Below are 19,745 nucleotides of genomic sequence, written 5' to 3' on the forward strand. Positions count from 1 at the left end.
ATTCTAGTATAACTGATATGCAAGCAAATTAGCAAAAATAACAGAGTTCTCATGATATAAATATGTTTTAATGTTATAATTTTATTTATAAATAATCGTATGTATTATGTAAAAAGGATGAAAGATAATGAAAATTGCAATCGTAACAGATAGTACTTCTTATTTATCAAAAGAAGAACAAGAAAAATATGGAATTCATATTGTTCATATGCCTGTAATGATTGATGGTAAAAGCTATGAAGAAGGCAGCAACATCTCAACAGATGAATTCTATGAAAAACTAAAAAACTCACAATCATTTCCAAGTACATCTCAACCACCAATGGGTGAGTTGATTAACTTGTATGATTCATTGGCAGATGAAGGTTACGACACTGTAATCAGTATTCATTTAGCAAGTACCATTTCTGGTTTTTACAATTCATTGTCAGCACTTGCACCAACCATTGAAAATATTAAGGTAATTCCTTATAACTCCAAAATTACTGTAAAATTAATGGGTAACTTGGCAATCGAAGCTGCAAAGAAGGTACAATCGGGGGCTAGCGTCGATGAAATCATTGAACATTTAGATCACGTTAGAGAAACAATTGATGAAGTATTTGTCGTTGATGACCTACAAAACCTTGTAAGAGGTGGAAGACTATCAAACGCTTCAGCTTTTCTAGGAAGTTTACTTAAGATTAAGCCACTACTAACTTTCGATAAGAAGAGTAACGAAATTGTGGCTTTTGAAAAAGTAAGATCTCGCAAGAAGGCACTTAAACGTACTGAAGAAATCTTCAAGGAAGCTGCATCTAAGGTTGACTATCCATTAAAAGCAATCGTGATTAATGGTAATGATCCAGAAGCAGGACATGAATGGAAAGAAAACATTCAACAATTATATCCAGACATGAATATTGAAGAAAGTTACTTTGGACCAGTTATTGGAACTCATCTAGGTAACAAGTCTCTTGCTTTAGCTTGGATGATTGATACAGATAAAAAGGACTAGTTTTTGCTAGTTCTTTTTTATTATTAAAAAACAATTAGAAAATCCATTGCATTTTCTAATAATTAGTTCTATACTCATAACAACTTATAAAGATATGAGGTGTTGTTTATGAAATACGGAATTATTGGAGCAGGAGCAATGGGATACAGATATGGTGTTTTGTTGCAAGAAAATGCTGGTGTGGAAGTAGATTTCATCGAAACCTGGGAGCCTAACATTGAAAAGGTAAAGGAACAAGGTGGGGTATACGTTTCACGTGACCATGAAAATAAACACTTAGTACCGATTAATATCTTTTATCCTGAAGATTATAAAGGTCATCCGGATGTTTGGATTATCTTCAAGAAGCAAATGCAATTGGAAGAAGAGCTCAAACGCGATAGCGCAGCTGGCATCTTCCATGACGATCAATATGCCTTTTCAGCAATGAATGGAATGGGTCATTTTGATAAGATTGAAAAGTATTTTGAAAAAGATAAAATCGTTTGTGGTACCGCTATGATCGCTACAGTTCTTAACGGACCTGGCGATGTTGACTTTATGGGACCAGTAAACGGAGAAGCAATGCATTTAGCACCATATAATGATAAAGAACCTGATGAAACAGTAAGGGCTCTATACAATGACTTGAAAGAAGCGAAATTAGGACCAATTATGGCAGATAATTGGATTAACATGTGTATGACAAAGGTCGTATTTAACGCTGTTGTTAATACTCTATGTACTATGTTTGAAGTTCAAATGGGTCAATTCATTCAATATCCAAAGGCTCCAGAAATGGCTAGACAATTATTTAATGAATCATTTGATGCATGTGAAAGAGCCGGTATCTACATGGATGAAACTCGTGATGAACAAGTACAATCAGTGATTGATACAAGTCATACTCTAAAATATCACTATCCTTCAATGTATCAAGACTTCTCAAAAGGTAGGGAAACAGAAGTAGATTACATTAATGGATATATTGCAAAATTAGGTAGAGAAAACGACTACGTTTGTCGAACTCATGAATTTGTTGTAAATCAAGTTCACCTAGTTGAACAAATGAGACAATTCAAATAATTAGACTCCGAATATAATTGTTTTATAATTATAAAAATGATAGTATTAAGCTGCAACAAAAAATTTGGGAGTAGGTAGTTATGCGTAAAGTGCAGACGGAACGGAATGTGAACGTCTGACGAAAACTTAGGTTGCGATGTAACTGCCGCATTCGCCACAACTTTTTTATAATATCAACTTTTTATAATTATATGAGTGGCAGCTCCACTAGGAGATGTCTTTTGATGAATGTTTCAACTTTATTCAGGGTTCCACGTATTAACGTAAGGGACGCCGCTACTATTGCTATTTTAATGGCAATGACTTATGTTTTAGGAAGAGTCGGTATACATACACCAATCGTTGTATTTACTTTCTCATTTTTAGCTACTGCTGTATTGGCTTCAATGTACGGACCAATCGTAGCAGGAATCGTAGGTGGGGTATATGACGTATTCGTTACAATCCTAAGCGGTCAAATGTATTTGCCTGGATTTACTGTGTCAGCAGTTCTATCAGCTTTCATTTTTGGTCTATTCTTATACAAAAATGAAAAGTTCAGTCCATGGAAAGCTATTTTAGCTCAATTGGTCATCACATTATTAGTAAATACTTTCTTGAATACTCTATGGTTATCAATGTCAACATTGACAGCAGGATACAGTTTCAAAGTATTCCTAATGACTAGATTGATCAAACAACTTATTACAACACCAATCCAAATGGTGCTACTAGTAGTTGTGCTAGGTAATCCAATTATGCAAAAGTTGATAAAATCTCGTTGGAAATAATTTAGATTTGGAGTGTAATTATGAGTACAATTTATGATTACCAGTTAACTGAAATGAATGGTCAATCAATTAATTTCAGTGATTTAAAGGGTAAAGTTATCTTAATTGTTAATACAGCTAGCAAGTGTGGACTTGCTGGACAATTGAAAGATTTACAATACTTATATGATAAGTACAAAGATCAAGGTCTTGTCTTAGTTGGAGTACCATCTAATCAATTTCATATGGAATTGAAGAATGATGAAAAAACCAGCGAATACTGTCAATTACATTATGGGGTTACATTCCCAATGGCTAAACAAGCAAAGGTAAATGGCAAAGATGAATTACCATTATTTACATACTTGAAGTCAGCATCTGGTAAAGGTCGTATTAAATTTAATTACACAAAATTCTTAATTAATAAAAATGGTGAGTTTGTTAAACGTTATTCACCATTAAAGAATCCACGTAAGTTTGAACAAGATATTATCAATGAATTAGATCAATAAATTAAAGCATCCTAAAAACGGATGCTTTTTTTGTGCGCTAAATTACATTATTGATTAATGGGGAATACAGAGAACACTTCTCGATTTATTTGAAATTATCTACTTTACATAATATATATTATGCGAAGTAGACTCAAAAAGAAGAAGTAGCAATGATTTTCAATTTTTCGTTTATTTATAACTTAATTTGATTTATATACTTCCGTAATATATTTATGGTATGATTTTTATAAATTCTTTGGAGGTTTTATTTATATATGATTACCTTTAGCAATCTATCTGATAATAATGATTCAAGTTATTGGTTAGATCTTTATTCGGATTCGTTTCCAATTAATCAACGAATTGATTTCAATGATTTAATCAATATTGCTAATTCTAATGACGCTGTTCAAATGCTGCTAATTCAGTTAAACGATCAAAATGTCGGCATTATTTATCTTGTTGATTTTAACGATCAAGCATTCATATTGTATCTTGCTATTGATTCTAATATGCGTGGTAACGGTTTAGGAAAATTAACTATAAACGCCTTGAAATCAAGGTTTAAAGATGGTTTTATTCTTGAATCTGAGTCAATTTTGGTAGATTCTTCTAATCTTAAACAACGAAATGCTAGATATCGTTTCTATACCAATAACGGAATGATTGATACTAACTTAGCAAGCAAAGATTCTGATGATGAATTCCACCTACTTACTTCAAATAAGGTTGCTGGTATTGATTTATACAAGAAAGCTAACCAAATCCTTGGATTAGACGTAGACGTAATTAAATACAATAAATAGCAAAAAAACAGGACGCTCTCTGCTGCACGTTTAAATGTTTATATGTATAGTTATACATTTGCGTGCAGTGTGAGACGCCCTAAATACATAAGGAAATTTTGTTAAGACTAATAATGTCAGTTTTTAAGTTTCATGTGATAGAATGCATTCATACTTAATTTAAGGAGAAGCAAAATGAATGTTTTAAAGTTAAAAAGATCTACATATTTAATTATTGGGATAATAATTATATTGGTTGCTCTTGGGATTAGAAACACCATTGATAATGGTAAGTTTTATCAATTTACAAACAACAACGCTGGATTGCTTGTAAAAGCTGATGAAAACAAAAAAGTTATTTGGAAAATGGTAAACGAAGACTCATATGTTACATATCTTTATTTCAACAAGAATAACCAGGTTTTAATTGCTGAAGACAAATCTGATCTAAATGGAATTTATAAGAATCCAAACAATTACAGTGATGATATCGGAACATTTAAAGACAACGGTGGCGAAATTACTTTCAACATCAAATACGACGAAGAACAAGTTAACATTAAAATTTACAATTTAAAGAAGGTTAACAATAACAAATTTGTTGGTATTAGTGAAACTGACTCAGGTAGCACTTCATTTAAAAAGAACATCACAATTACCAAAGATGGTTATATTCAATAAAAAAGGGCGTCTATGTCTAATAAAAAAAGCATTCCAAAATGGAATGCTTTTTATTTGTCATCAACTAATCGAAATTTGATTTTAGCCCCTACTTCTTGGGAACTATTAGCATGATCAACTTTGACATTTAATTGTTTGAATGGGAAGGTTGCTTGCATATGAGTAACTCTGTTAGACATATCAGGCATATTCTTCATTAATTCGTTAATATCCAATCTCTTGGTGTAGAAACGAACAAGTGCCCTAACCCAATTAATTCCTGTTGCTCTGCTTAAGAATATTGTTTCAGTTAAACGTAGTGGTCTAATACCAACATATTCTGACTCGCCCTTCTTATTTTGATTAAACAAGATTTGGACTAATCCAATCCAATTAGAGCTTTGAATATGAGATTTTGATTCCTCAATATCTCTTTGTAATGCATCATCATCTAAGACATATGGAGTCTCATATGCAGTTACATAGTCTAAGTCACTCTTATTATTACTAATTAGCTTTTCCGTTGAGATAAAGTAACTTTCATCTTGAGTTACAAAGAAGTTTAGTGCATAGGTAACATCCTTAGGTAAAACAACCCCTGTTTCTTGATCAGGTGGTAATACTTGAACATTTAAATCAGTGTATTTCTTCAATTGCTTTAGTAGGAAATGTCTATTTCCAGGAATGAATACTCTAACTGGTTTTTCAAGCTCAATGATATTTAGAATGGCCCCTAATTGAATTGGCTCAATATATTGCTTATCACTAATTTGAGGACTTAATGATAATGCATTTGGGTTATTATTCATAACGATTGTCTTGTAACCAATTCTGTGTAATTGGATTAGCATTTCAGCTGTGTAGTAATCAGCAGCTGTATTAGGGCCAAGTTTATTACCACCACGACCAATTACTAGAGCAGTCTTTTCTGACTCTTGACTAGATTCGTTTTCGATTTCATAACTACTGTAGAATGAACGAATGTTTTGATCAAATTCACCAGCTGAAGGTTCGATTGCCTTATATGTTGGGTATTCACCAGCAGCATGGTATAACTCTCTTACTTTTTCAATTGGTTGATGCCATGTTTCAGCCATCATACCATCACCAAAGCCATGATCATGAGCTACTTCAATGGTACTTAGTTTCATAGGTTCCTTGATGATTAGTTCTTCAACATCCAATAATTCCTTTAGTTTGTAGAAATAGAATTGGTTAATCTTGGTTAATTCTTCTAATTCATCAACTTGGTAACCACGTCTTAGCGCTTCAATTAGCACCAATAAGCGATCTGATTTAGGGTGAATCAATTGACTGATTAGTTCATCACTGCTGATTTCATACATGCTTGGTAGAACATCTCGAGGTGAGAACTGCGAACTACGCAAAGCTTTTAACATTGCTTCTTCAACGGTTCTACCTACCCCAATGGTTGAACCAACAGACTTCATAGTAGTATTTAGATGTTGATTGGCTTCTGGAACGTTATCAAATGGCCAGACTGGCATCTTAATTACCACGTGGTCTAATGTAGGTTCCATGATTGGTGTTAAACGGTGATAGTTAGCATGTAATTGAATTTCTGGTAATGAATTACCTAGTAAAAGATTTGTACATACGTAAACCAATGGATAACCTGTAGATCTAGCAGCTAGCGCAGAACTACTGTTAATCATTGGATTAATCTTTGTGATGTAGTAATTGCTACCATCGTTAGGATCTAGTGCAAATTGAATGTGGCATAAACCTACAATGTTCAATAGGTCCATCATTTTAAAGGTTGCAGTTCTTAAACTTTGGTACTCAATATCACCTAGTGTTTGAACTGGAGAAATTACGATTGAATCACCAGAGTGAACACCGACAGCATCGATGTTTTCTAAACCACTAATTAGAATCTTGGTATTTGTTTGATCTCTTACCGCAACAGTTTCGATTTGTTTATAACCAACGATGCTCTTTTCAATGATACATACGCTGTCGTCTTCAAATTCGTCTTCTAGCATGTCAGAAAGTTCTTCAGCATTATTACAGATGATTCTTTCGGTACTTTCCTTATGGTTAACTTTTTTGATGTTAACTGGGAAACCAATTTCTCGAACGACTTCGAATGCTTCTGAATCAGTTCTAACGATTTTAGAAGGCACTGCTGGTTCATCGATACTATTAATAGCAATCTTCATCTTATCTGGATTATTAATAACCTTTAAAGACTCTTTAGAGATCCCCAAAACACGGACTCCTAAATCACTTAGAATTCCTTGGTTTAGTAGTTCCTGTGTAACGTGAATTGCTCTTAATCCCCCTGCGATTGGAATAATTGCATCAGGAGATTCCTTCTTAATTACATCAAGAACATTTTTTAAATTAATTTCTTTTATAAAGACATTAGCCGGTTGAACTTCTGAAAGTGTAAGTGAAAAAGGATTATTATCAATCACTAGAACTTGAATACCGTTTTTCTTTAAGGCTGTCATCATTTGAAATGCAGCAGCATCAAGTTCAGTTTCACTACCAATTTTAGAAGGTCCACCACCTAAAATTAATACCTTCTTGATTTTATTATCTATCATTAGTTATCTCCTTTGTGAGCTAACGTTTTCTAGAAATTCTTCGAACAAATCCGCACTATCTTGTGGACCAGGTCCACCATCTGGTGAGAATTGAACGGAAAAAGCTGGATAATCACGATGTCTGATACCTTGAACAGTTCCATTAACTAAATCAACATATGTAATCAATAACTGATCATGGATGATTGATTTAGGATCAACAGCGTATCCTTCGCTTTGTGATGCATAGATGATTTGATTGGTAATAACTTGTCTAATTGGATGATTACTACCATGATGTTCACCGTCTAATTTGTAAACGTTGGCATCATTAGCTAGTGCAAACAATTCATGTCCTAATCCCATAGCAAACATTGGGAGTTCTTTTTGGACCTCTCTAATCATCTGTAAAACAGAATCTGGTAAATCTCTTGGCGAACCAGGTCCGGTTGATAGAACAACACCATCAGGGTCTAAATCAAAGATTTCCTGACTAGTTGTTTCAAACGGCATCACAATAACGTTGCAATCAAGGTCAGCCAACTTACGTAAAATACCGTATTTAAGACCGAAATCAATCAATACGATATTGTATCCATCACCAGTATTTGGGAATGGCGCTTTAGTAGATACTTGATTTACTTGTTGGTTAGTAAGAACAGTTGCATGAAGTTGATCAAAAGCATGCTCATCATCCATATCAACGATACTTGCCTTCATTGTTTGCTTTCGATTTAAGCGACGTGTTAACTCTCTAGTATCAATTCCCGCAATACCAGGTATGTTATGTTGCTTTAAAAATAAGTCTAAGTTTAAGTTTCCTAACCTATTGGTAGAAATATTGGAGTATTCTTTCACAACTACCCCTTTTGAATTTGTAACAATTGCTTCAAAGCTCTTGTGGTTAATTCCGGTATTACCAATAGATGGCTGTGTAAACACAATGATTTGATTATGGTAAATTTGATTTGTTATAACTTCTTGATAGCCTAACATATTAGAATTTACAATAATTTCTCCAGTTGTGGTTGCTTCAGCTCCGAAGGCTTTACCTTTATATGAAGTTCCATCTTCTAATATTAAATATCTAGTGGTCATAACAACAATCTCCTTAAATATTTTATTTAAGAGTTACTTTTCATCAATTTCAACAGAATCTTGATCATCGATTTCATCAACTTGAACATTGATGATTTCTTGTTTTGAAGTTGGAATATTCTTACCAACAAAGTCAGCTCTAATTGGTAATTCGCGGTGTCCACGATCAACTAATACAGCTAATCTGATGTTCTTTGGACGACCTAATTCAGCAATTGCTGATAAAGCAGCGTTAATAGTTCTACCAGTAAATAAAACGTCATCAACTAAAATAATGTTTTTGTCCTTTAATGATACAGCTTCATCAGAAAGAACTGCTGGTTCGTTATCAGTGTGTTGAATATCATCACGATACTTTGTAACGTCGATTCCAACTACAAGAACTTCTTTGTTTTCAAGTTTTTGTAAACGGTTAGCAATGCGTTTTGCAAGGTAAATACCACGAGTCTTAATACCAACTAATACTAGGTTGTTTACCCCTTTATTTTTTTCGATAATTTCGTAAGTAATACGAGTTAACGCTCTTTGCATGGCCATTTTATCAACAACGACTTTACTCATTACAAATCCTCCTATTTTTGATTGTACTTATTTCTTAATTTAGTAATTGTTTGTTCGAAAATTTCTGGCAATGGTGTTTCAAAAATCATTTGTTCATTTGTTTTTGGATGAATGAATCCTAATTTCTTAGCATGTAAGAATTGCCCATTACCCTTTAAAGTATTTTTTGGTCCGTATAGTGGATCTCCAGCAAGTGGATGACCAATATATTTCATATGAACTCTAATTTGGTGCGTACGCCCTGTTTCTAAGACACATGAAACAAGTGTATATTCTCCGCCGAAGCGTTCTAGAACCTTAAAATGGGTGACGGCATTTTTTCCATCATCTACGATTGCCTGTTTTTTACGGTCTTTTTTAGATCTACCAATTGGGGCATTAATAACGCCACTATTTTCTTTGATATTTCCATGTACTAATGCAATATATTCACGAATGTTTGATTTATCCTTTAATTGTTTGGATAAAGATTCATGAGTGTAATTATTCTTAGCAACCATTAATAGACCAGATGTATCTTTATCAATTCTATGAACGATTCCTGGTCTATATGTTCCATTAATTGTTGAAAGTGGTGAATGATAAAGTAATGCATTCACTAATGTATGATCAGGATGCCCTGGAGAAGGATGAACAACCATTCCTTGCGGCTTGTTAACGACAATTACATCGTCATCCTCATATACAATATCAATGTCGATGTTTTCAGGTTCTACATTCATTGTTTCTGGTTCCGGAATGGATACCTGAATTACTTCACCGTCTTTAACATCATATTTGGCCTTTTTCCTTTGTCCATCTACTAAGACTAATCCGTCTTCAATCAAACTCTTGGCTCGTGAACGACTTAAATCATCAACGTTATTAGTTAATGATTTATCTAGTCGAACATTCCCTTTTGTGACTGTATAAGTTACTGTATCTTTAATCTAAATCACCATCTCTTAAAATTGCAAAAAATAAAAAGATAATTCCAAATGTAATGCAAATATCTGCGAAATTAAACACTGGGAAATTAATAAAATCAACTTGGAACATATCAACTACATAACCTTGTAAGAAACGGTTAATGAAGTTACCTAAGATTCCCGCTAATAAAATTGTTGTACTTGTTAAATAAAGCTTTCTACCCTTTAATTTTATCATAAAATAAACAATCGCTACGACTGCTACTAAGGTAATAATGGAAAATAACCATTGTTGTCCTTCCAAGATACTCCAAGCAGCACCGCTATTATGCAGATTGGTAATTGATAATACTCCAGGGATGATTGTTGTACTGGATGTTTCTGAAATATTTGCAGAAATCCAAATTTTGATTGCTTGATCAATTCCAACAAGAGCACATAGGCTAATTAAAATATATACAATTGGCATTAAAAAACTCCTTTAGAATAGTCCGGTAATCTTACCATCATTATCAATATCCATGTCTAAAGCGGCTGGATGTGATGGTAAACCTGGCATTGTTAGAATCTTTCCAGTTAATACAACGATGAAACCGGCACCTAGTTTAGGTTGAATGTCAGAAACATTAATTGAGAAGTCTACAGGTGCTCCTAACTCTTTAGCGTTATCAGTAAATGAGTATTGAGTTTTAGCCACACAGATTGGTAATTTATCCCATCCATTTTTAACTAGTTTCTTTAGTTGTGTCTTAGCTTTATTACTTAAAACAACACCATTTCCACCATAGATTTTAGTAACGATGGCGTTTAATTTGTCCATAAAGTCATCATCGCTATTGTATAGTGGTTTAAATTCTTGATTGTTGTCACATACATCAACTAATTCTTCGGCTAACTCAGTAGCACCTGCTCCACCATTTTCCCATACAGTTGTATTAAATGGTTTTACACCTTGTTCTTTGATGTAATCATTTAGTGCATTAATTTCTTTTTCAGTATCGCTAGTAAATTCATTTACAGCAACCACAACTGGTTTGTTGTATTGTTTCATGTTAGCAATGTGTCTACCTAAGTTCTTAGCACCCTTTAGCAATGCATCAACGTTTTCTTGATCTAGGTCGTTCTTGTTAACCCCACCATTTAGTTTTAATGCTCTAACTGTAGCAACAATAACAATGGCATCTGGACGTTTGCCTAACTTTTCAGAAGTAATGTCTAGGAATTTTTCTCCACCTAAATCAGCACCGAAACCAGCTTCCGTAATTGCATAGTCTGCATGTTGAATAGCTGCCTTGGTAGCTAAAATACTGTTACAACCATGAGCTATATTAGCAAAAGGTCCACCATGAATGAATGCTGGTGTGTGTTCAAGTGTTTGAACTAAGTTTGGCTTGATTGCATCCTTTAATAATAATGCCAATGCACCAGTAACACCTAGGTCACTAACAGTAACTGGTTGTCTGTCGTAGTTGTATCCAATGAGGATTTTACCTAATTTTTCTTTTAAGTCGTTTAAATCTTCACTTAAACATAGAACTGCCATGATTTCACTTGCGACAGTAATGTCAAAACCGTCTTCACGAGGGACACCTGATGTACGGCCACCCAATCCAACGATTACGTTTCTTAATTCTCGGTCGTTAATGTCAACGACTCTCTTCCAGGTAATTGTTCTAGGATCAATGTTTAACTTGTTACCATGATGAATGTGATTATCAATTAATGCTGATAGGGTGTCATGTGCTTCAGTAATAGCAGGAAAATCGCCAGTAAAGAATAGGTTAATATCTTCCATTGGAGCTACTTGAGCATTTCCACCACCAGTAGCACCACCCTTAATTCCCATAACAGGTCCAAGTGATGGTTCTCTTAGTGCAATAGCTACAGACTTATTAATTCTGTGGAATGCGTCACCTAAACCGATGGTTAAAGTAGTTTTACCTTCACCAGCAGCGGTTGGATTAATTGATGTTACTAAAATCAGTTTACCGTTTTTTGAACCGGCAAATGGTAAGTTGATTTTCGATTTATATTTACCATAAGGATCCATTTGATCGTCACTTATATTTAAACTTGATGCAATTTCGCTAATGTTTTTTAACTCAGCTGATTGTGAAATTTCAATATCTGTTTTCATGGTAAGAACATCTCCTAGAATTATGTAATTTATTTTTTAAGTAAGTTGCTTAGCTCAATTATTGAATTGACAGGCAATAACAATCTGTAATGCTTTTTGTTAACTTCAATGTCTGCAGTATGCTTAGTGAAACTAACGTGATCAATATCGCTAATATCTGCTTCCAACCATTTTGGATTCATTAGCTTACTTACTGTTATTTTATCATCTTCAATGGTAATTCTTCTAAAAATAATTTGAAAAATCGCAAATAAGAAGAATACTAAAAAGAAAAAGATTGTAATCCATTGAATCACTGTTACTTCAAGCCAGAAAATAATTCCAATAAATAGAAGAGCAAAGGTCCAAGCCCAAGTAATTACTGTATACAAAGGTTCTGGCTGGTATAAAAATGTTCGTTTTTGGGTTATCATTAAGTAAAACCTTCCTTTGGAGAATTAGATTATGTTTAAATTATACACTGATGCGGCCACAATGAACAATTCTGGAAACAGTTCTTGTGGAATTTTAATTGTTCATGATAGTGAACAATACCAAGAAAAACTTAAATTAACTTCAAAAGACAATCACGAAGCAGAGTTTGAGGCCTGTCTACTCGGCTTTAAGGCGATTTCACCATTAACTAATAAGGACTCAATCATTGTTTATTATACAGACAGTAAAATTGTTCATGAAAGTTTAGAAAAACAATATGCTAAACACTATCAAGAATATGTTGATCAAATTCTAGAAGAACAATCCAAATATAGTATGGTAATTAATAATTGGATTCCAGATACAAAAAATGAAGGTGCCCATAATCTTGCGACACAGGCCCTTCACTTATTTTACTAATTTAATATAATTTTCAATTGGTTTGCGATATTCATCGATATCGTAATCGACTTTATCAGCAATCATTTCTGCTAAAATCTTACCTACTAAAGGTCCAGTTGTTAAACCAGATGATCCTAGTCCACTTCCGACTAGGATTTTTTCATATCCAGGGATGCGTCCAAAGAATGGAGCAAAATCTGAGGTATATGCTCTAGTTCCAATCTTTACTCTAATTAGATTTTCAGCATTAATTTGACTAGACATACTGTGAGCACTATTTAATAGTTCATCAATAATATCCGCATCAGCAGATAAATCGAAACCTTTATCATTTTCATGACTAGCTCCCACAATTAATCGTCCATTACCTAATGGGATGAAATCTGATTCGCCTTCAGGCATTACAACTGGCATATCAACATTAGCACCAAGAATTTGAGTGGTAGATAACTCGATTAGTTGTCCTTTTTGTGGTCTAACATCAACATCTAAAGGAAGTTCTTTTAAAATATCCTTTGTCCAAGCGCCAGTCGATAAAATGATATTATCGAATTCTAGAACTTGTCCATCTAATTCAACATTACCATCTTCATTAATTGATATAGGTTGTTTGATTATTGTTAAATTCTTTTTCTTAGCAATCTTGGTCAAATGACTGGCATATTTATCACCATTCAATCTAGCACCACCTGATACAAATACACCGGGATATGAGTTGTCGATAATTGGAACGAATTTCATTATCTCATCTGCAGTTAATTCCTTAATTTCACCAATAGTATCAGTTTCATCACGACGTTCTTCAGCTAATTGATAAAGTCCTTTCAACTTTTCAGAGTCTTCACGCGTAATAATGGTACCACATTGGTTATAAATGCTTTCAGGCATTTTGGATTGCTTGGATATTTGTTTTAACAATGTTGCCCCATCTCGGGCTAGGTTATACCATTTCTTGTTTCTTCTTTTTGATAACCATGGTGAAATGATACCTGCAGCTGCCTTTGTGGCTTGACCATTACCATCATCAAACATGGTTACTTCAAAATCATTACCAGAATCTAGTTGGCTTAAGAAATAAGCAGCAGTTGATCCGACAATTCCGCCACCAATAATAGCTATTTTCTTGGTCAATATATACACCCTTTATTTTCTAATCTTTTTACCCCAGAATTGGAAATAATCAGTTCTTAAGTAACCATTGTATAGTTTACGAGTCTTAGTTGGAGCTTGTCCGTAGAACTTATCAAATTCCAAATCTGATGTAAGGAAGTACTTAGACCAACTAGTCATTGGTTTAAATACACGTCCTAATCCCTTGTATAGCTTACGAACTTCTTGTTTATCACTTAAACGTTCACCATATGGTGGATTTGAAACAACCACACCATTAATCTTATCTGTCTTAAAGTCTAGAACAGATAATTGCTTAAATTGAATATCATGAAGCAATCCAACTTCTTGAGCGTTGACTTTGGCTATATCAATCATGTTGCCATCTACATCAGAGGCCATGATATCAAGTTTTTTATCGTAGTCAGCTTTTTCATCAGCTTTATTTCTGACATCTTCAACAACAGCTTCATCTACCCAATCCCATTTTTCACATGAGAATTCTCGATTAAAACCAGGTGCAATGTTTCTTGCAATCATTGCTGCTTCGATTGGAATAGTTCCAGAACCACACATTGGATCTAAGAAAGGCATGTCTGGGTACCAACTGGTTAACATGATTAATGCTGCAGCCATGTTTTCCTTGATTGGTGCAGGTCCTTTGGCAACACGGTAACCACGTTTGAATAAACTTTCACCAGTTGTATCTAGGGTAACCATAACATGGTCTTTATTAATTCTAGTTTCTAGCTTGTAAAGTTGACCGGTTTCTGGAAGCCTTGTACGACGATGATATGTTTCGTTTAACTTATTTACTACGGCTTTTTTAGCGATTGCTTGAACGTCTGGCACACTATGCAAAGCAGAATTATGTGAACGTCCATTCATTGGAAATTTAGCATCCATTGGTAACAATTCGTCCCAAGGAAGTGCTTTAACGTTTTGGAATAAGTCTTCAAAAGTCTTTGCTTCAAATTCACCAACAATAATTTCAACACGATCAGCAGTTCTTAACCAAAGATTAGTATTGATGATATCTTCAATGGTTCCTTCGAATCTAACTCTTCCGTTTTCTACTTGAACTTCATAACCTAAATCACGAAGTTCTCTACCAACTAAAGCTTCAATTCCGGCGGCACAAGTGGCCATTAATTTAAAAGTTTTCATTTAATTCATCCTTTTTATGAATTATTTATTTTCAATAAAAAAAGGGAGGAAGAAAACTTCCACCCTTTTCCTGAATGGTGTACATTCCTGTAAGCCATGTTTTGTGCTTTATATTTAAGTCAGGCCTTTAAATATAAAGTAGTAATCATCTATCTGAGAAATAAATTTCTCCCCCACACTTGGTTCAATTTCCGTGTGTGAAGCTCCCCTACCAAAGTTTGGGTTTCCCGCTCGCGGGGTTTACCGCGTTCCACCAGTATCGTTTCCGATCCTGTATCGTCACTGTGGCACTTTCAGAAGTACTAAAGCATAGCATAACCTTAGCTCGTTTCTTCGCCATTACTACAAATTGTAGTCCCCCGGCTTATTTTTTCACCGAGCACGAACACTACAAGCATCGCAGCTTGTGCGAGAGTGGACTTTCCTCAGCCAACATAAGTTGACCGCGATTACTCAGAACATACACCAGTTATTAACAATTAATATCTGTCGATGCTACTTGGTCCTTCAGTAGAACCAAATACACGTTGTTCTAGATTAGATACACGCTTTAAAAGTTCATTTTCAATACGTGTTCTACCTAAAGTATCTTGATTTGATGGTGCTGAATTTGAATCATTGAAATAACCAGATGGTGAAACATTTTGTTCTGGTGCAACAGTACCAGCAGTTTGTCTCAATCTTTGTAATTCCATTCTTAATTGATTGTTTTCATTTTCTACACTATTGATTCGGTTTTCGAATGCTTGGTAGTCTTTAATTATACCGTCCAAGAAAGTATCAACTTCGTTTGGATCGTACCCTCTCATCTTTTGAGAAAAAGTCTTTTCTAAGATGTCCTTCGGGGTCAATTGTATATTGTTCATTATTCACACCTCATATCATAAATAATCACGAACGACTATTATTATACCAGAAATTTATACATTTTCAATTTATCCATCAAAATTATTTAAATTATTTTGGTATTCGTTCGCTGCTTCTTGTAGTTCATCAAAATCAATCAAATGATAATCATAATCGTGTAATTCTGAAAATCTTTTAATCTGCTCATAATCATATTGTGTTTTACCAGGATTGTCAACATCATATATTAGTAGAGCTTTATCCGTATGGTTGAGCATAAAATCTTGATATGCTCTTAGCTGTGAGGGAGATTTATATGGATCATTAGAAACGCTCGCAGAAAAGTCAACTTTATTAATGTTTTGTGACAATTTAATTTGATTTTGTTCGTTCCACTGATTACCAAATTCCTTAAAAGGAAGCATCATAGAAATTTGAAATTCTTCTGGATATTCAGATTTTAATCCATTAGCAACTTCAACAGTCCATTGTTCAACTCCCATTTGGCCACCAGTTATTATCCAATCAACACCATCTTCAATAGCCTGTTTAAGATTGTTTTCAATCACATTTTTTATAACCAACTCTTTTGGATCCTTATCACCAAATACACCGATTTCATAACTTCTATATCCGGTAACCCAAAGTCTTGAGATATTAACACCCCCTATTATTAACTTTTTAGTACTAATGGTATAATATCATTAATAAACTTACAGTAATAATTTAATATTTCTTGAAAGGTGGTACACATGGCTATCCGTTATCCAAATGGTAAGGCTTATAATACTGGCTTGGATAAAAATAATTCAACAACCAATAGTAGATACGTAAAACCGACATTATACGGTGGGCGTGGAATGACTCTTGAAGAAGAATTAAATCGAAGCAATGAGTATTATTTAAGTAAAGATATTGCCGTAATACACAAAAAACCAACCCCTATTCAAATCGTTAAAGTTGATTATCCTAAGAGAAGTGCTGCTACAATTAAGGAAGCATATTTCCGTAAAGCTTCCACTACTGATTATAATGGCGTATATAAAGGAAGATACATTGATTTTGATGCTAAGGAAACAAAAAACAAAACATCATTTCCATTGTCTAACTTTCATGAACATCAAGTAGAACATATGAGAAAATGTGTTAATAATGGTGGGATTTGTTTCGCTATCATAAAATTCGTAGTATTAGATGAAGTATATTTATTCAAAGCATCGGACCTCTTTTATTTCTGGGATAAACAAAATAATGGTGGAAAAAAATCCATAAAAAAGGATATAATTGAGGAACTTGGTTATAAAATTAATTATTCATTAAATCCCACGATACCGTATTTAGATGCCGTGGATGAATTAATATAAACCGTAAAGGAGAATAATAATGTCTCAAAATAATCCTAACTTGGACAGCCGTGTCCAAAGAAATCAAAAGCAATATAAATCATCTAAGCATGCTACATGGATTAAAAAAGTCATTGTAGGTGGTTTGGGATTTATTTCATTACTAATTGTGCTTGGAGCAATCATTTTTGCGATTTTTGCTTCTACTGCACCCGAAATTAGTTATCAATCACTTTCAAGTGATAACTCAACCAAAATCTATGATAATTCAGGACATGTTATTTCTAGATTAGGTGTTCAGGATCGAGATTATATCAAATCTGATAAAATTCCTAACAAGCTAAAAAACGCAATCGTATCAATTGAAGATAGACGTTTTTATAAGCATCATGGTGTTGATCCAATCAGAATTTTAGGCGCTTCATTATCTAATGTAACCTCAGGTTCATTAAACCTTCAAGGTGGTTCTACCCTAACTCAACAATTAGTTAAGCTATCAGTTTTCTCTACTGCAGCTTCTGATAGAACCTTTAAGAGAAAAGCCCAAGAAGCTTGGTTAGCATTAAAAATTGAACGTACTTATTCAAAACAACAAATTCTAGAATTTTACATTAATAAGGTTTACATGGGTAATAATGTTTATGGTATGGAAACTGCTTCTGAATACTATTTCGGAAAATCATTAAGTAAACTTTCTATAGCTCAAACTGCCCTATTGGCAGGTATGCCTCAATCACCAAGCTACTATAATCCTTATGTATATCCTCAATATGCAAAAGAAAGAAGAAATGAAGTATTAAATGCAATGGCTTCATATGGTGCAATTACACAAAAGCAAGCAGCTGAAGCTAAGAAGACAAGCATTAAGACTGGACTAGTTAAAAATCCAAAGAATAGTTCATTTGATTCTGTTAAAGAAAAATATGTTGATTCATATCTAAAACAAGTTATTCAAGAACTTAAAGCAAAGGGTTACAACACCCAATCTGGTTTGAAGGTCTACACTAATTTAGACTTATCAGCACAAAAGAAACTTTATGATTTAGCCAATAACGATTCCTCTGTTGGATTCCCTAACAATACCATGCAAGTTGGTGCAACTTTAGTAAATCCTAAAACTGGTGCCGTTAATGCAATGATTGGTAACAGAAAAACTGATATTCAATTAGGTTTGAATAGAGCTGTTCAAACTGATAGATCAAGTGGTTCTACTGCAAAACCTTTGATGGATTATGGTCCAGCAATTGAATACTTAAACTACCCTACTTATCAATTAGTTCACGATAGTCCTTACACTTATGCTGGAACAAGCACAACTTTAAAGGATTTTGATGGTAAGTATGAAGGAACTATTTCAATGCACAAGGCATTGGTTGAATCAAGAAATATCCCAGCAATTAGAACACTTGAAAATGTTGGTGTAAGTAAAGCAACTGACTTCTTAAGTTCATTAGGTATGTCATTTAGTGACCCACTATCATTACAAAATGGTATTGGTTTATACATTTCAACTGAACAAGAAGCTGCCGCTTACTCAGCATTCGCTAACAATGGTGTATACCATAAACCATACTTAATTAGTAAGGTTGTTACTCCTGATAACGAATCACATGACTTCAGTTCTGAAGGCTCTCAGGTAATGAGTCCAGCTACTGCATTCATGATGACATCAATGCTAAAAGGTGTTATGAACCAATCAAATGGTTCTGGTACAGCCGCTTACATTCCTGGTTTATACCAAGCTGGTAAGACAGGTACTACTCAATACCCTGATAACACGTACAACGGTTACCTACCTGCATATGCAGCAATGGATTCATGGTTCACTGGATATACTCAGAACTATGCTCTATCTGTATGGACTGGTTATGATCATCCTTACCAAACTGGTAATTATATAACAGCTGCACAAACGGATATCGCACAGAGAATTTACAAGTATGAAATGCAATATATTTCTCAAAATAAGACAAATAGTGATTGGGTAAAACCAAGCAATGTAACAGCTGTTAAGGCTGGTGGACAAACTGAGTACTACAAAGATGGATATTCATCAATTCAAGGTGATAAGACAACTGGATATGCTGGTGGTTCTCTATCTTCAGTACTAGATAGTACAAAGAAAGCAACAAAAGATACCAAGTCTAACAAGTCTTCTGACGATGATGACGATAAAGATTCTCAAAAAGATAAAAACGAAGCTAAGAAGAGTTCTGGTTCAAATGGTAACAACAATAATGATTCAAACAATAATCAACAAAACAACCAAAACCAAAACAACAATAATGGTAACAACACAAACAATGCCAATAACAACAATCAACAAAACAATAACAATGGCAATAACAACAACCATTAATTTATAGCAAATAAAAAAGCACCTGACCTGAACCCCTAAAATTGGAAGATGGTTATGCTATTTTCTGGGAGGAATTGATCCGGTATTCAACCGGTGAC

20 protein-coding genes, 1 other RNA gene and 1 riboswitch are annotated in these 19,745 nt (G+C 34.0%); of the genes, 9 read left to right on the forward strand and 12 right to left on the reverse strand.

The genetic code is table 11. From position 1 onward, the window contains the following. The first annotated feature begins 127 nt into the window (after positions 1-127). From JUD45_RS04170 to JUD45_RS04195, 6 genes are all read left to right on the forward strand, one after another. Positions 128-997, forward strand: a complete 870-nt coding sequence (locus tag JUD45_RS04170; RefSeq protein ID WP_187155412.1) for a DegV family protein — start codon at positions 128-130, stop codon at positions 995-997. A gap of 108 nt (positions 998-1,105) precedes the next feature. Then, a complete protein-coding gene (locus JUD45_RS04175) occupies positions 1,106-2,062 on the forward strand; it encodes a ketopantoate reductase family protein (RefSeq protein ID WP_203619727.1) in 957 nt (318 codons plus the stop codon). A 64-nt stretch (positions 2,063-2,126) separates the two neighbouring features. Next, positions 2,127-2,221: riboswitch (THF riboswitch) on the forward strand. Positions 2,222-2,286: 65 nt separating this feature from the next. Further along, positions 2,287-2,832 (forward strand): folate family ECF transporter S component, encoded by a 546-nt coding sequence (locus JUD45_RS04180; RefSeq protein WP_054608126.1) that lies wholly within the window; start codon positions 2,287-2,289, stop codon positions 2,830-2,832. Positions 2,833-2,852: 20 nt separating this feature from the next. Further along, positions 2,853-3,323 carry a glutathione peroxidase gene (locus JUD45_RS04185; protein WP_203619728.1) on the forward strand — a complete coding sequence of 157 codons (471 nt, stop codon included), beginning with the start codon at positions 2,853-2,855 and terminating at the stop codon, positions 3,321-3,323. Between the two features lie 257 nt (positions 3,324-3,580). Beyond that, the gene (locus JUD45_RS04190) at positions 3,581-4,111 is read left to right on the forward strand and encodes a GNAT family N-acetyltransferase (protein WP_203619729.1); all 531 of its coding nucleotides are present in this window, start codon (positions 3,581-3,583) and stop codon (positions 4,109-4,111) included. A 174-nt stretch (positions 4,112-4,285) separates the two neighbouring features. Next, entirely contained in the window at positions 4,286-4,771 is a 486-nt protein-coding gene (locus tag JUD45_RS04195) for a hypothetical protein (protein ID WP_203619730.1), read from the forward strand. A gap of 50 nt (positions 4,772-4,821) precedes the next feature. Here JUD45_RS04195 and JUD45_RS04200 read toward each other — a convergent pair whose 3' ends face one another. From JUD45_RS04200 to JUD45_RS04230, 7 genes are read right to left on the reverse strand one after another with little or no spacing between them, the layout of a single operon-like run. Beyond that, complete coding sequence (locus JUD45_RS04200; RefSeq protein WP_225424287.1) at positions 4,822-7,323, reverse strand: carbamoyl phosphate synthase preATP-grasp domain-containing protein; 2,502 nt, start codon at positions 7,321-7,323, stop codon at positions 4,822-4,824. Positions 7,324-7,326: 3 nt separating this feature from the next. Beyond that, the gene (locus JUD45_RS04205; RefSeq protein ID WP_203619731.1) at positions 7,327-8,400 is read right to left on the reverse strand and encodes a carbamoyl phosphate synthase small subunit; all 1,074 of its coding nucleotides are present in this window, start codon (positions 8,398-8,400) and stop codon (positions 7,327-7,329) included. A 33-nt stretch (positions 8,401-8,433) separates the two neighbouring features. Continuing rightward, entirely contained in the window at positions 8,434-8,961 is a 528-nt protein-coding gene (gene pyrR / locus JUD45_RS04210; protein ID WP_203619732.1) for a bifunctional pyr operon transcriptional regulator/uracil phosphoribosyltransferase PyrR, read from the reverse strand. Between the two features lie 11 nt (positions 8,962-8,972). Then, complete coding sequence (locus tag JUD45_RS04215; RefSeq protein WP_187155449.1) at positions 8,973-9,890, reverse strand: RluA family pseudouridine synthase; 918 nt, start codon at positions 9,888-9,890, stop codon at positions 8,973-8,975. After that, positions 9,886-10,338 carry a signal peptidase II gene (gene lspA / locus JUD45_RS04220; protein WP_192043323.1) on the reverse strand — a complete coding sequence of 151 codons (453 nt, stop codon included), beginning with the start codon at positions 10,336-10,338 and terminating at the stop codon, positions 9,886-9,888. The genes JUD45_RS04215 and lspA overlap by 5 nt, the downstream gene beginning before the upstream one ends. Positions 10,339-10,350: 12 nt before the next feature. Further along, the gene (locus tag JUD45_RS04225; RefSeq protein ID WP_203619733.1) at positions 10,351-12,006 is read right to left on the reverse strand and encodes a formate--tetrahydrofolate ligase; all 1,656 of its coding nucleotides are present in this window, start codon (positions 12,004-12,006) and stop codon (positions 10,351-10,353) included. A gap of 29 nt (positions 12,007-12,035) precedes the next feature. Next, positions 12,036-12,419, reverse strand: coding sequence for an EbsA family protein (locus tag JUD45_RS04230; RefSeq protein WP_203621617.1), 384 nt, complete (start codon positions 12,417-12,419; stop codon positions 12,036-12,038). 31 nt (positions 12,420-12,450) lie between these two features. On the opposite strand from JUD45_RS04230, the gene JUD45_RS04235 reads away from it, so the two are divergent. Next, a complete protein-coding gene (locus JUD45_RS04235) occupies positions 12,451-12,840 on the forward strand; it encodes a ribonuclease HI family protein (protein WP_034531136.1) in 390 nt (129 codons plus the stop codon). Here JUD45_RS04235 and JUD45_RS04240 read toward each other — a convergent pair. The 5 genes from JUD45_RS04240 to JUD45_RS04260 all read right to left on the reverse strand — a co-directional run bounded on the left by JUD45_RS04240 (position 12,829) and on the right by JUD45_RS04260 (position 16,601). Continuing rightward, the gene (locus tag JUD45_RS04240; RefSeq protein ID WP_187155402.1) at positions 12,829-13,953 is read right to left on the reverse strand and encodes an NAD(P)/FAD-dependent oxidoreductase; all 1,125 of its coding nucleotides are present in this window, start codon (positions 13,951-13,953) and stop codon (positions 12,829-12,831) included. The two genes, JUD45_RS04235 and JUD45_RS04240, sit on opposite strands and share 12 nt — an antisense overlap. A gap of 12 nt (positions 13,954-13,965) precedes the next feature. Next, positions 13,966-15,099 carry a THUMP domain-containing class I SAM-dependent RNA methyltransferase gene (locus JUD45_RS04245; RefSeq protein WP_203619735.1) on the reverse strand — a complete coding sequence of 378 codons (1,134 nt, stop codon included), beginning with the start codon at positions 15,097-15,099 and terminating at the stop codon, positions 13,966-13,968. An 85-nt stretch (positions 15,100-15,184) separates the two neighbouring features. Next, positions 15,185-15,560, reverse strand: an RNA gene (gene rnpB / locus JUD45_RS04250) — RNase P RNA component class B. 18 nt (positions 15,561-15,578) lie between these two features. Further along, on the reverse strand, positions 15,579-15,965 hold the full coding sequence (gene gpsB, locus JUD45_RS04255) for a cell division regulator GpsB (protein WP_203619736.1): 387 nt from the start codon (positions 15,963-15,965) through the stop codon (positions 15,579-15,581). A 69-nt stretch (positions 15,966-16,034) separates the two neighbouring features. Then, on the reverse strand, positions 16,035-16,601 hold the full coding sequence (locus JUD45_RS04260; protein WP_138726861.1) for an SLOG family protein: 567 nt from the start codon (positions 16,599-16,601) through the stop codon (positions 16,035-16,037). 96 nt (positions 16,602-16,697) lie between these two features. Here JUD45_RS04260 and recU point away from each other — a divergent pair, with 96 nt between their 5' ends. After that, complete coding sequence (gene recU, locus JUD45_RS04265) at positions 16,698-17,309, forward strand: Holliday junction resolvase RecU (protein ID WP_203619737.1); 612 nt, start codon at positions 16,698-16,700, stop codon at positions 17,307-17,309. A gap of 19 nt (positions 17,310-17,328) precedes the next feature. Next, positions 17,329-19,647, forward strand: coding sequence for a PBP1A family penicillin-binding protein (locus tag JUD45_RS04270; protein WP_203619738.1), 2,319 nt, complete (start codon positions 17,329-17,331; stop codon positions 19,645-19,647). The last annotated feature ends 98 nt before the right edge of the window (positions 19,648-19,745 follow it).

The organism is Apilactobacillus nanyangensis, from assembly GCF_016861915.1.
GTDB classification, from domain to species: domain Bacteria; phylum Bacillota; class Bacilli; order Lactobacillales; family Lactobacillaceae; genus Apilactobacillus; species Apilactobacillus nanyangensis.